8 protein-coding genes, 3 tRNA genes and 1 riboswitch are annotated in these 13,340 nt (G+C 61.7%); of the genes, 3 read left to right on the top strand and 8 right to left on the bottom strand.

The annotated features are described in order from the left end of the window. Window position 1: 1 nt before the first annotated feature. Window positions 2-78, bottom strand: a tRNA-Asp gene (locus HT585_RS06375). Between the two features lie 75 nt (window positions 79-153). Continuing rightward, window positions 154-230: transfer RNA gene (locus HT585_RS06370), tRNA-Asp, on the bottom strand. 726 nt (window positions 231-956) lie between these two features. On the opposite strand from HT585_RS06370, the gene HT585_RS06365 reads away from it, so the two are divergent. After that, window positions 957-1,032 (top strand) — tRNA-Val (locus tag HT585_RS06365). 287 nt (window positions 1,033-1,319) lie between these two features. On the opposite strand, the gene HT585_RS06360 is transcribed toward HT585_RS06365, so the two are convergent. The 3 genes from HT585_RS06360 to HT585_RS06350 form a co-directional block, all read right to left on the bottom strand. Beyond that, the gene (locus HT585_RS06360) at window positions 1,320-1,718 is read right to left on the bottom strand and encodes a (R)-mandelonitrile lyase (protein ID WP_176352082.1); all 399 of its coding nucleotides are present in this window, start codon (window positions 1,716-1,718) and stop codon (window positions 1,320-1,322) included. Window positions 1,719-1,780: 62 nt separating this feature from the next. Beyond that, window positions 1,781-5,242: an ATP-binding protein gene (locus tag HT585_RS06355; protein ID WP_176352081.1), complete on the bottom strand. Its 3,462-nt coding sequence runs from the start codon at window positions 5,240-5,242 to the stop codon at window positions 1,781-1,783. Then, complete coding sequence (locus tag HT585_RS06350; protein ID WP_176352080.1) at window positions 5,242-6,519, bottom strand: metallophosphoesterase family protein; 1,278 nt, start codon at window positions 6,517-6,519, stop codon at window positions 5,242-5,244. Before HT585_RS06350 ends, HT585_RS06355 begins: the two co-directional genes overlap by 1 nt. Before the next feature lie 376 nt (window positions 6,520-6,895). Here HT585_RS06350 and HT585_RS06345 point away from each other — a divergent pair, with 376 nt between their 5' ends. Beyond that, on the top strand, window positions 6,896-8,734 hold the full coding sequence (locus HT585_RS06345) for a methyl-accepting chemotaxis protein (RefSeq protein ID WP_176352079.1): 1,839 nt from the start codon (window positions 6,896-6,898) through the stop codon (window positions 8,732-8,734). Between the two features lie 183 nt (window positions 8,735-8,917). After that, window positions 8,918-9,391 carry a MarR family winged helix-turn-helix transcriptional regulator gene (locus tag HT585_RS06340; RefSeq protein WP_176352078.1) on the top strand — a complete coding sequence of 158 codons (474 nt, stop codon included), beginning with the start codon at window positions 8,918-8,920 and terminating at the stop codon, window positions 9,389-9,391. A gap of 90 nt (window positions 9,392-9,481) precedes the next feature. Here the strand turns inward: HT585_RS06340 and HT585_RS06335 are convergent, their stop codons facing one another. The 3 genes from HT585_RS06335 to hupB form a co-directional block, all read right to left on the bottom strand. Then, window positions 9,482-11,686: an esterase-like activity of phytase family protein gene (locus tag HT585_RS06335; protein WP_176352077.1), complete on the bottom strand. Its 2,205-nt coding sequence runs from the start codon at window positions 11,684-11,686 to the stop codon at window positions 9,482-9,484. Window positions 11,687-11,770: 84 nt separating this feature from the next. Then, window positions 11,771-12,670, bottom strand: coding sequence for a DMT family transporter (locus HT585_RS06330; protein ID WP_176352076.1), 900 nt, complete (start codon window positions 12,668-12,670; stop codon window positions 11,771-11,773). 87 nt (window positions 12,671-12,757) lie between these two features. Further along, a riboswitch (FMN riboswitch) is annotated at window positions 12,758-12,908 on the bottom strand. Between the two features lie 122 nt (window positions 12,909-13,030). After that, entirely contained in the window at window positions 13,031-13,306 is a 276-nt protein-coding gene (gene hupB, locus HT585_RS06325; RefSeq protein WP_034803616.1) for a DNA-binding protein HupB, read from the bottom strand. Window positions 13,307-13,340: the final 34 nt, after the last annotated feature.

Below are 13,340 nucleotides of genomic sequence, written 5' to 3'. Positions count from 1 at the left end.
ATGGCGCGAGTGACGGGGCTCGAACCCGCGACCTCCGGCGTGACAGGCCGGCACTCTAACCGACTGAGCTACACCCGCGCATATGACCCAAGGGGTCAGTATTACCACCATCGGCATTTCCTGGAAATGCCTCAAGCCAAACCATGTCAAGAATGGCGCGAGTGACGGGGCTCGAACCCGCGACCTCCGGCGTGACAGGCCGGCACTCTAACCGACTGAGCTACACCCGCATCATCTTGAAGTGGCTGGGGCGTTTCCGCCCCGGCACCGAAGCGGGCTTGCCCGTTCGATGAGCGGCTAACTAAGCGGTTCGCATTTGGGTGTCAAGCGTGTTTGGAGACAAATCCATGACAGAGCCAATTTTGATCCACAGGCAAGATCAAAGCCGGCTCTCCCCTCCCCTATAATCGCAAGCTCGCTTCCCTTTCCACGGTCGGGCGTTCCGCCATGAGGAGAACCGGTAAGCGAATTTTATGCCAACTCTCGATGACAGGAACCTATAGGCCAGGCTCGATCGGGTTTTCTGGCCAGGAGAGACCCGCGAAGCGATGCTCACGCATCAATCAAGGATCTCGACACCGGCGGAAAGTCCGGGAATCCTGCCGAGGGTGGTCCGTGGCAACCCTCTGGCGTCGTTGGGATGCCGTGCTCGGCGCATCAGCACCGCCCTCAGCCAGAGGCCAGCCATGAACCGTCCTGCAGGTTCCCATCATCGAGACTCGGGTATTGGTCACTGATCGAGGGATTCGAGCGAAAGTCGCCATGAGGCCAATCGTCGTTTCCCACAGTCGCCGTTCTTCGTTTTTTCCACAACGCGAAAACCCGACAACTCCTGCACTTCTGCCGTCCGTTGCAAAAAAAATCGAAAAAACGATGGAAATGCTCTTGCGGTTTTTTTCGGTTACGCCTAGATCACGGCCACCGACGCGGCGGACACATCCGGTCCGAACGCTGAAGGGCGATTAGCTCAGTTGGTAGAGCGCCTCGTTTACACCGAGGATGTCGGGAGTTCGAGTCTCTCATCGCCCACCATTTTCTTCCCATGATAAATTGCTGATAACAAACCGGAACGCGCGCTTGCTGCCGGCCATGCGTTCTCCAACAGTGCGCGATGAACGTTCGGCGTCTCGTGTGCTGAATTGTTCAAAAACATCGTGCTCTTGGCACTGCTTGCAAACTCAAACGGCGGCAATCGCTTTGACGGCCAGTCACGTGGCGGAACTGATTCCGTTGCGCGCGTCCTTGCTCCGGCGGCGCCGTGCGCATGAGCGCCTCCAAAGCGTTCCATCTCAAACGGGACCGATTCGTAAAAGAATCAGCTACGCACCGCGATACTGTTCGTCGCTGACATGCTCAAGCCAGTCGACCGCCTTGCCGTCGAGCGCTTCCTGAATGGCGAGGTGAGCCATGGCGGTGTCCGGTGCAGCGCCGTGCCAATGTTTTTCGCCGGGCGGAAACCAGACCACATCTCCGGTGCCGATCTCGCGCACGGGCCCACCCCAGACCTGCGCCAGACCGCGGCCTGATGTCACCACCAGGGTCTGGCCGAGCGGGTGCGTATGCCACGCAGTCCGCGCGCCGGGCTCGAACGTCACGTTCACGGCGCGTACGCGCGCAGGCTCCGCCGCTTCGATCACTGGGTCCTGCCTGACCGCTCCGGTAAAATACTCCGCCGGAGGCCGTGTCGAGGGCCGCGAGCCGCTGGGTATGATCTCCATATGCCGTTCCTCCAGTTCTTCGTGGCGACCATTCGGCAATAGCATGCCGATTCATGCAAGCGTCAAAGCCTGTGGATGGTCACTTCTGGGCACGCCGCTCGGGCGATATCACAAAGATGCTCGTGATGTGTCAGGTAGATCACCTGCCCGACGCGGGCCATGTCCGCCATCAACTCGAAAGCGCGACCGGCGCGACCGTCGTCAAACGTTTCCATGATGTCATCAGCGATGAAAGGCAAAGTTTCACGCGCTGCGGCAACCTCATGGTAGCCAGCGATCCTGAGCGACAGATAGAGCTGGAAGCGCGTGCCCTTGGAGAGATCGCGCGCCAGCTTGGATCCGCCGGCAGTGGAGTTGGCAATCAGGAATTCCTGGCCCTTCTCGGCCTGCGCCGACAGGCCCGTGTATTCTCCACCGCTGATGCGGCTGAAGGTTTCCGAGGCGCGCCGCATCATGGCACTGCGGTGGCGCTCGCGAAAGAGCCGGAGCGCCTGTTCGGCAGCGATCAGGCCTGCCCTCAGTCTGAGATGGCCGAGCGCCTTTGCCTCGATCTCCAAAAGCAGCGTGCGGCGACGTTGGTCGAGGGCTGCAACGGTGTCATCGCCGGCGATATTTGCAAGCGCTGCTTCCTTCGTTCGCATATCGGCATGCAATTCGCTGACATCTCGGTCGCTTTCTTCAAGAACCGCCTCGACACGAACCAGTTCCAGCCGCACCACCTCGTCATCAAGCGTGGCCAGCAACGCCAAAGCATCGTCGATGCTGACAACGCCAAGGCGTGATATCAGGTCGCTCTCCGCCTCGGCGATGCGCTGGCACAGCCTCTCCTGTTCGCGGGAAGCGTCGAGCCGCAGGCCTGCTTCATCCAATGTCTCGCAGTCGAAGAAATCGAGCACGACGCGCTTACGGGCAGCGTGAAGCTCCTGCTCGGCAGCGACCTTGCGATTCTCCTCCTCAAGTCGGTCACATTCCGCCAACAGCGCTGCGCGTCGAGCCTCGTGTTTTTCAGCGTCAGCAATACGCGCTTTCATGGCGGTAAAGGTCGCAAGCGTATCGTTTACGTGCGTAGCACCGGCAAGGTCTGCGATGGCGGTCTCAAAGGCCACTTGGTCCTTGCGCATGCCGGTGACGCGGTGTTCGAGATCCGCCTTGCGCTGCACCAGCTTGTCGAGATCCTGCAAGACGGCGAGCATGGGCGCAATCTCGTCCGGCAGCGGCCGCTCAAGTCGACCGGCAAGCCAGGTGGCAGACAGCAGATCATCCCATTGCGCCTGCCAGGAGGACAACGCGTCTTCGGCCTCTGCCAAGGTCGATAGCCGCTGCTCCAGACCGTCGCCGGCACGCCGAGCGGCCTCGCGCGCCGCTTTGCCGGCGGCGAAAGCCGACTGTGCCTGCGCGAAAGCATTTTCGGCAAAGGCCATGAGATCATCGAGCCGCTGCGGCAGACGTTCGGTCAGTCCGATCTCGGCAAGTGATTCCTTGAGTGTTTCACGCGCGTCGTTCGCGTCGGCCTGGGCGCGATCGAGCTCCAGCCGCGTAGAGCGCTGCTGCGTGCGAACATCGAGCGCCACGAGCCGAGCTGCAAGCCAAGCCTCCAGCTGCGTCAGTTGCGTAACGTTAGGCAATCCACAGGCGACGGCAGCCATCTGAACGGCCTCCAGCAACACGGACGATTCCCCGGCGACGGAAACCCGCTGTTCCCGAAGCGCATCGAGCCGTGCCCGGCGCTCGGCGATCGACAAGGCGAGCGAGCGCATATCTGCGACCTTTGCCGCCTCGGCAAGCCGCAACGCTGTTGCATCGTCGTCGCGACCCAAAGCGTCTTCAAAGATCACCGCGGTCGTTGCGTCCAGCCGAACCTTATGCTGCTCCCAGGTTCGCTGCCGATGCTGGCGAAGCTCGGTGAAAGCCCTATCGTCAATGGCGCCTCCCGAAGCCATCAGGGCGTCGAGACGGGCCTCCTCTCCAGCCAGCTGCTCGGTCTCGCCGCTGACGCGATCTGCAAGGCGCAGGTGCCTTTCGTTCAGTGCCGCGAGCTCCCGTCGCCAGACCTCCATCGTACCGGCGGCCGGCACCGGCAGGCCGAGCAGATCATCGGCGCTGCCGGAATACGGCCTCAAAGCCTCCAGCTTATCGGCAAGCTCGGCATCCAGGCGCTCGAGCGACTGCCTTGCGGCATGGAGGCGTAGACCGCAATCGTCCTGCCGAAGGCGCCGAAGACGCTCGGCAAGCACGGTCGGATCGCCACCTGGGCCGCCTTCGGCCTGGATCCGTGCCAACTCGCCGACCGTCTCCCGCTCCGCACGCCTTGCCGCATCCGCCTCCTGTCGGGCCGATGCCACACGCTCCTGCAGCGCCGAATGCTGCCGAGAGAGTTCCTGCAGACGGGCGTTTGTGGCCGCCGGCAGCAGAAGCGACGCCGGATCCCGGTCGCTGGGCTCTCCAAGCCGGACAAGGCAGGCGGCAATTTCGGTGTTCGTCCGCGACAGTTCGTCGATCCGTGCCGGCATGTCGCGCGCCGCGGTCACATACCGCGCATCGAGCGCCGTCTCCTGCAGCACATTCAAACGTTCCATCAGGACGAGGGCCGCCGCGTCACGTGGCAGGTCATCCAGTTCTTCCTGCCGGCGCCGTGTTTCGTCGTCGAGCTGACGCAGCCTGTTGGCGATTTCGATGTCGCGCCGGCGCAGTGCCGGCAGCTCTGCTGCCCACTCGGCCGGCGCTCGCGGCAAGGCCGGCGCCTTTGCCAGCTCGGCTCGCAAACCATCAAGTCGCCTGAAGAGCGGTAGGGCATCCATCTGTGCCTTCAGCCGATCACGCTCCATGCGCAGCTCGACGCGGCGCGCCATGGCCGCGTCGTGACGCTCACGGGCCGCCAGAAGCGTCTTGCGCAACGTCGCGTATTCGCGAGCATTGACGTCCAGCCGACTGCGCTCGACCTTCAGCGCATCGAGTTCAGCCTTCAGGTCGGAAAGCTGATGCTTGCGTGCCTGGGGTCGGTAAAAGGCATCCGCCTCACCGCGCAGGGTAGACAGGATGACGGCGCTATCGGGCAGACCGGAACTGGCGGAAAAAAGCAGCGAGCCGAGTTCACCCTCACTCTTCAGGATCGCCTCCCCGCCCTGCTCGATGCTGTCGTCGTCGAGCGAAAACATCATGCGATAGGTCGCGCGGTCGATCGAGCCGAGCGAGGCGGAGAACAAATTTTCCGGCAGCGGCTGATCGTCGGTGCCCACCAGCGTATTGGTCTTGCGCTTTACCCGGAAGGCGTGGTGCGTGCGACCAGCTGCCTCGATCGTGCCGCCAACCCGCATGGTCGGATAGGGGTGCAGAAAGCCGTAGGAACTGTAATGCTCGATGCCAAAGAGCAGGTCGAGGAAGCCGGAAAACAGCGTCGACTTGCCGGCCTCGTTCGGTCCGTAGACGATATGCAAGTCTGGCGTGCCCGATGCCGCCGGACCGAAATCGAGGCGGCGCTCGGTAAATTTGCCGTAGCGCACCAAATCGAGTTCCCGCAGCCGCATCAGCGAGCCCCCTCGCCCGAATTGCCGTGGAGGTGCGCGAGCACCTCGTCTGCGCCGGAGACGCCGGCATCGAACGCCAACCGCTCCACCGACGCCTCATCCGGCGCCAAAAGCTGGCGCAACTCCGGCGGCAGTTGCTGCAGCAACTCCTCGACGGCGGCGCGCACGTCCTGACGGTAGCCATGGGCCGGCAGGACGTCGCTTGAGACAAGCGCCGCCAATTCGTCGACCGGGTCAGCCATCACCGTGCCGGTCTCGGGATCGGGACTGCGGCATTCGAGCTCGATCTTCTCGATCCAGCACCCGCCGATGCCGGCAGCCACATTCTCGATCTCGCCCTGAAGCAGATCGCCGTCACGGCGCAGGCGCCAGGCAAGCGGTGTCGCACCGGTCAAGGCCAGCCGCAGGATAACGTGATCGGCAGCGGCAGCATTGCGAGCCCGCAGGAAGGCGTTTCGGACCGCATCGAGCATATCGCTCCATTCGGAAATGCCTGTCAGGTCAAGGCTCATCCGCTCGAAAGTGGCAAGGCCGATCGCCCGCTCCTCGATCGTCAACCGCCCCTCGTCGCTGACCGTCGCGAGCGTCACGCCCTTGGCTCCGGCTTCGTTGATGTCGCGCCCCTGCGGCATGCCGGGCATGACGACAAAGGGTTCGCTGGCATGGACCTGGCGCTGGTGAACATGGCCGAGCGCCCAATAATCGAAGCCGTGCGCCTGGAGATCGGCCACGCTGCAGGGCGCGTAAAGGTCGTGGCCGGCAGCACCGGCAAGGCTCGTGTGCAGCATACCGATATTGATCGCATCGGCAGCGGGCATCTGAAAGGACGGCAGCAGGCTTTCCGGGGCGTGCGGGCTCGCAAAACTCATACCGTGGATGTAGACGTCGCGACCGCTCTCCAGCGTCTTTGCCAGAACGGGCTTGCTGCGGCCCTTGAAGACATGCGTCGACGGCGAGAGCGTCAGCTCGTTCGTCACCTGCGATTGGGCATCGTGGTTGCCGCGGATGATGAAAACGCGGATGCCGGCTTCGTCCAGCCGGCGGAGCTCGCCCGCAAGGAACAATGCGGTGTTCATCGACGTCTGGCTGCCATCATAAAGGTCGCCGGCAATCAACAGCGCATCGACCTCTTCGGCGATGCAGAGGTCGACGATCCGCACAAGCGCTTGTCTGGTTGCGCCGCGCACGATGTCGGCCAGATCGGCGTTTCGAAGCGCCAAGCTGCGTAGCGGCGAATCAAGATGGAGGTCGGCGGTGTGAACGAAACGGAAGGGCATGGGCGACCATGGCCCGCGACAGCGGCACCCGTCAATGCACCGGCGACCGTCAACCACGCGAACGCGCCCATCCCACACGGTTATTTCAGGTCACCCAAGTAAAGACAGTCCTAATACATGTGGACTGCAGTTTCGGCATGAAACGATCGTTCGAAAAAGCGCGTGCTCCTATGTGCAAATATCAGCTTATACTCACTTTAATCGATTAGCGCTTTTGTAATAACTTGTTGGCTAGGTTTCGCGCGGCTGCATTTTGCGTGCGGTCAAGCACAGGAATGACTCCCTGCTTCGGCATCCGCTCCGTCATGACGATGAAGAGTCGGAACGACTTATTCATGCACAAGCTTTTACGGACGCCGTTCCTCCGGAGTTATTCATGTCGCGCCTAAAGATATCACACACCCTTATTGCCCTTTTCCTGTTGGTTGGCCTCATCGTCACCGTGTTGGCGGTCGCCTCGCTCGGCGGCATCAAGATGATGAACGAGCGCAACAACGAGATTGCCACCACCTGGCTACCGCGCGTCTCGCTTTCGCGTGCGCTTGAAACCCAGCTTTCGGACACGCGCATGTCGTTTGCCCGGCACCTGATCTCGCTGACGCCTTTCGAAAAGAAGGCAGCCGAGAAGGTCATCGGTGAAACCGTGGCCGGGTTCGGCAAGCTTTCAGACGAATACGCCGCACTCATGGTCACCGACGCCGACAAGGCGTCGCTCGAAAAGGTAAAGAGCGCCTACGAGGCCTATCTCTCCGTCTCCGCCGGCATGGTCAAACTCTCCAACAATCTCGAAAACATGAAGGCGCAAAGCGTGTTCAAGGTCGAGATGCGCGAAACTGAACAACTGGTCGATCAGGCGATCAAGGACATGCGCGCGCTTAACCTTGCCGGCGCCGACGCTGCCGTTGCTGCAAGCTCCGCCACCCACGACCAGATCCGCACGATCGAAATGGGTGTCATCGCGGTTGCCGCCTTTATCGTGCTCGGCGCCATCCTCTACGCAATCCGCGGCATCGCTCGCCCGATCCAGATCATCACCCGCTCGATGGCAGGTCTTGCAAACGGCGACACCGCGACCGCCATTCCCTATGGCGCGCGCAAGGATGAGATCGGCGAGATGGCCCGCGCTGTCGAGGTCTTCCGTGAGGCGGCTATCTCCAATCTGCAGCTCGAGGAAGATGCCAAGGTGCAGCGTTCGCAGGCTGAGGCCGAGCGTCGACGTGTAACGGAAGAGGCAGAAGCCGCCGCGCAGCTCCGCCTGCAGGAAGCGACGGCGGGTCTTGCGACCGGTCTTCGCCGCCTGGCTGCCGGCGATCTGGCCTTCCAGCTCAACGAACCTTTTGCCCCGGATTTCGAACAACTGCGTCACGACCTCAATCAGGCCGTTGCCCAACTGGCCGATACGCTGGCGGCCGTCTCCTCCAGCTCCAGCAGCATCGACAGCGGCGCACGCGAAGTCAGCCAGAGCGCCGACGACCTGTCGCGCCGCACCGAACAGCAAGCCGCTTCGCTGGAAGAAACAGCCGCCGCCCTCGACCAGATCACGGCCAATGTCGGCAGCTCGTCCAAGCGAACCAACGAAGCCCGCGCCATCGCCAGCCAGGCGAACGAAAGCGCCCACAAGTCCGGCGCCATCGTCTCCGGTGCGGTCGATGCCATGGGCCGTATCGAGCATTCGTCGAGCCAGATCTCCAACATCATCGGCGTCATCGACGAGATCGCCTTCCAGACCAACCTGTTGGCGCTGAATGCCGGTGTGGAAGCGGCGCGCGCCGGTGACGCCGGCAAGGGTTTTGCCGTCGTTGCCCAGGAAGTGCGCGAACTGGCGCAGCGCTCGGCCAATGCCGCCAAGGAAATCAAGGACCTGATCCGCAACTCGGCCGTCGAGGTGCAGAGCGGCGTCAAGCTGGTGCGCGAGACCGGCGAAGCGCTGCGCACGATCGAAGGTTTCATCGTGACGATCAATCAGCACATGGATGCGATCGCTGTTTCGGCGCAGGAACAGTCTGCCGGACTTTCCGAGGTCAACACCGCCGTCAACCAGATGGACCAGGTAACCCAGCAGAACGCCGCCATGGTCGAAGAGGCGAATGCCGCAAGTGCGACGCTCGCACAGGAGGCCGGTCGTCTGCGCGAGCTTATCGCCCGCTTCACGCTGGCAGAGAATTCGGGCTACGGCTACGCGGCTTCGGCCGGTTCATCCCGCTGGGCGGCATAGTCCGAACGAGCGAAATTCTTGCTCTTGCAAGTGAAACGGCCTCCGGAAACGGGGGCCGTTTCTTCGTTGCCGAGGCCGTTACCGTGAAATGGCAGAGGTTTTAGTCGACAAATGTAGCAATTGTAACTATCAATAATGTTGCTGCCATTTGACATGGCACCTCACAATTTTCCAACGAAGATCATGAAGAAGACATTCGAAGTTTCCGACAGGCTGTTTGAGCTTTATCACCGCGTCCACCGGCTGGTGAACGAGTCGATGACGGAGGAAGGCGTTTCGCTGGCGCGGAGCAAATTCCTGTTCTTCCTGAGCAAGCTCGGCCCCTGCCGCTCTACGGACATCGCCTGCGCGCTGAACTTCGCGCCGCGCACCGTCACCGAAGCGATCGATGGCCTCGAGCGCGACCGGCTCGTGGTGCGCAAACCGGATCCCGAGGACCGCCGCGCCAAGATCGTCTCGATCACCGATACCGGCCGCGTCATATTGGAAGCGGCGGAACACCCGCGCAAACAGCTGATCGAGGAAATCTTCTCGGCACTCGACGACAAGGAGCTCGACCAACTCTTCGATATCGTGGGCAAGCTCGTCGACAAGACCGACGAGATCCGCAAGCGCAAAGATGAGGCGGAAGCGGCACAGATCGCGGTCGCTCGCTAGACGCTTTTGCCCGCCATTGCGGTTCGCTGAAACAGAAAGAGGCCGGGACGTCATGTCCCGGCCTCTTCCGTTTTTCTCCTGGCCTGACGCTTACATCGCGTCGATGGCACCGATGGAGAAGAACAGCGTTTCGCCGGAGGAATCGTCGACACCGTCATTGTCGGTGACAACATAGCCGTTGCCGGCTGCATCGACGGTAAAGCCTTCGACCTTGTCGACGACGTAGCCATTCAAGGCCGTCAGGTCGGCAATGAGGTCGCGAACCTCTTCCTTCTTGACGACGGGTAGCTCGTCGCCGAGCGCTGCCGGCTTCAACTCGGCAAGCGCGACACGGTAGAGCTTCTTCAGCTTGGCTGCCTGGCCGATCAGGTTGTCGCGTTCGAGGATGTAGGCATAGTCGCCGTGCACCGAGATTTCCGACAGGCCGACCCAGCCACCATCAGCCTTTTCGAGCGGATAGCGGACTGCACCCCATTCCTCGCTTGACGGCTTGTAGGAGACCAGCTTGACGAAGCCCTTCTCGTCGTCCTTCCATTCGCGCTGGACGGCCATCCAGAGAACCTGATCGTCGCCTTCGCCGACGACCGTAACGCCTTCAAAACCGAAGCGGGTTTCGCCTGCACGCAGAGCTTCAGGAAGAGCGATCTCCTTCTTGATTTCGCCCTTCTTGTTCACCTTCAGCAGCGCGTGGCTGTAGAGCTTGTCGGCGTTGCCTTCAGACGCGAGCCAGAAGCCCCCTTCCCCATCATTGGCGATGCCTTCGATGTCAAGCTTCTGTGCCGGCGCGCCATCGCGGGTGATGCGCAGCGTTTCGGTAATCAGCGCCGGCTTCTGGGTCGCGTCGATGGTGAAGATGGTCGGCTGCGACGCATAGACGGAATCATTGACCGCGTGCAGGAAGCCCGGCTTGTCGGCAACCGCTGCCAGGCCGGAAAGTGCGCCGAAGCCGACGGGCAGACCATCCTTGGCGGCCGAGCGGATCTGCGGATAGGCAGCCTCGCCTTCACCGCGCTCATAGATCATCACATGCGAGCGGGCGCCACCGTCCTCGCCGAGGTCGACTTCGTTGGCGGTTGCCAGCAGGTTGCGCGACGGGATCGCGATAGCACCTTCCGGCGAGATGCCCGACGGCAGCAACTGCAGCAATTCCGGGTCGGCGCCTGTGTCCTTGTAGACGCCGACGACGGATGCGCGCTCGGCAAGCACGAAGAACAGATTGTCATCGCCGAACTTGGCGGCCTCGAGGCCCTCCGGCTCGACACCCTTCGCCGACGAACGCTTCTCGGGATAGTGCCCGATCGACGCAATCGCGTGTTCGAAGCTTGCGGCCGATTCGAACAGGACCTTGCCGGTCGTATCGAAGATGGTGAAGCCGCGCGAACCGCCCTCATAGTCGCCTTCGTTGGCAACCACGATGCGGTTGTCGTCGAGCCACTTGACGGCATCGGGCTCGCGTTTGCGCCCGGGCTGCTCGTCCTTGAAGCCGATCGCACCGTCGCGCTTGGTATCGATGTCCTTGAGGTCAACGCTGCCCGCGGAGAAATGCGTCTTTACCGTTCCCGACTTGCCGTCGATGATGACGATGTGGTTGTTCTCCTGGAGCGTCAGCGCGATCTCGTCCTTGCCGTTGAAGGAGACGAATTCAGGCTCAGGATCATCGCCGGCAACGTCGGCGAGACCGGTCAGGCTGACATGCTTGATCGTCGCACAATCGGCAATGCCGTCCTTTAGCGACAGGATCACCAGGTCGCCGGCAGGCATTTGCGGGATCTTGCCGTCGTTGACCTCTTCATCGCGCTCGTTCTCGATGGCGATTGCGGCGAGTGTCCGGTCCTTGTTGACCGCGACCGAGTCCGGCTGGCCGCCGAGATCACAGGTTGCCTCGACTTTCTTGGAGGCGACGTCGACCGTGGCGAGGAAGCCGGAAGGCTTGGTGAAGCTCTCGCGCGTATTGACGGCGACCAGTGCCTTGGCGCCGGCGACGGTGACCGACGTCGGCTCGCCAGTGAAGGATACGATGCCGGCAGCCTTCGGCGCCTTGGCGTCGCTGATGTCGATGAGGCCAATGCGCTTGCCGGGGCTATCGGAATAAATCAGCGTGTTGCCGTCTTCAGTGGCCGTGATGATTTCCGCCGATGTCGTTTCCTTGCGGGCGTCACCTTCCAGATTGTCGGCAACGGCGAAGGATGCGATGCGGTTGAACACCGGTTCGGCAGAAGCCGGAAAAGCAACGGACGCAAGAAGCATGGCGGCAAGCGCCGTTCTGCATGATGAAATGGTCATGAAATCCCCCATGTCGAATATCCAAAACAAGGGGGTTCTGCGGGATGGCGATGACAGGCGCATGACAATCCCGCAGCTTTGTTGTGCAGTTTCGGTTTACGCGCTCGCACGTTCGCGTTTCATCTCGTGGCGCATGATGAAAAGCGACGCTCCCAGGATGAGGACGGCTCCGAGCCAAAGGTAGCCCGTCGGCGCATAACCGAAGACGAGCCAGCCGGCGAGAACGTTGAGCGGCAACTTGAGATCGTCGAAAGGCTGGACATAGGCAGCGTCGGCGACGGTGTAGGCGAGCGTCAGCAGATACTGTGCCATGACCGTCAACAACCCAGCGAGAACCAGAAGCACAAGGATCGTGCCACTCGGCACGACGAACCCGGCCGACAGTGCCAGCACACCATTGATCGGCGTCAGCAGCACAAGCAGCCAGACCGTGATCGTCTCTGGGCGTTCGATGGACGTCAGACTCTTGGTGATCAGCGACGACGCGCCCCAAAGGAGCGCCGAAAGAATTGGCAGAAATGCAGCCCAGGTGAAGCTCTCCGACCACGGCTGCAGGATGATGACAGCCCCCGTGAAGCCGACGGCAGCCGCACCCCACCGCGCCGCACCGACACGTTCACCCAGGAAGAGGCGCGCACCGAGAATAATGAAGAACGGCGATGTCATCACCAGCGCGATGGCTTGCCAGATCGGAACGGCGGCCAGGCCCGAGACCCACGTCCCGACACCCAGCGCCGCAAGCGCAACGCGAACGACGTGGCGCCAGGGATAGTCAGTGCGCATCGCCGAAAGACCCGCCCGCAACAGGAACGGCAGCGAGAAGACGAGCGCGAAGGCATATTGCCAGAAGGCAGTCGACGTGGCCGAAAAACCGAGCTGCATCGTCATCCATTGCGTGGCGACATTGAGCAAGGCAAAGGCGACGCCGGCCAGCATCATAAAGGCGGCGCCGGCCATGGCACGGGAATTGAAAAATGCTCGGGTAGTCTGATTCATGTCCTTCATCCGCAATCAGGGACCAACATAAATCAGGACGCATGAGCGCAGGGTGCGGCGACGGACAACGCTGCCCTTCGCACCCCCGATCATTCTCTTTCATCCGGACTGTGACCGTCGGCTCCGGAATTACACCGGATCTGCTGACCTTCCGACGAACAGACGCCTGAAGCGCTCGCGGGCTTGAGCCGAAGCCCTTACCGCCGGTGGGGACTTTCACCCCGCCCTGAGAACAGGCTGAGCCGTAGACCAAAGACTGCGCTGCTGCAAGGCCACCCGGAAATGCAGAAGGGTTCGGCGTGAGCCGAACCCTTCAAGACTTGGACTGCCGGCCTCGTATCCGGCCGTCAAGCAAACTTATCAGCCGTTAACGGCATCCTTCAGGCCCTTGCCGGCCGTGAACTTCGGAACGTTACGTGCCGGGATGTCAACTTCAGCGCCCGTGGACGGGTTGCGGCCCTTGGAGGCTTCGCGACGCGAAACGGAGAAGTTGCCGAAACCGACGAGGCGAATGTCGCCACCGTTCTTCAGTTCAGCCTGAATGGTCTCGAAAACTGCATCAACTGCGGAAGATGCGTCGGTCTTGGAAAGTCCGGCCTTCTCAGCAACGGCAGACACGAGCTCATTTTTGTTCATGTTTCCACCCCTTTCAAAATGGTTCGAAACGACT

Origin of the sequence: Ensifer oleiphilus (genome assembly GCF_013371465.1) — a bacterium.
GTDB lineage: Bacteria > Pseudomonadota > Alphaproteobacteria > Rhizobiales > Rhizobiaceae > Ensifer > Ensifer oleiphilus.
The sequence above is the reverse complement of the archived record's forward strand: the minus strand, read 5'-3'. Positions and strand labels throughout refer to the sequence as shown.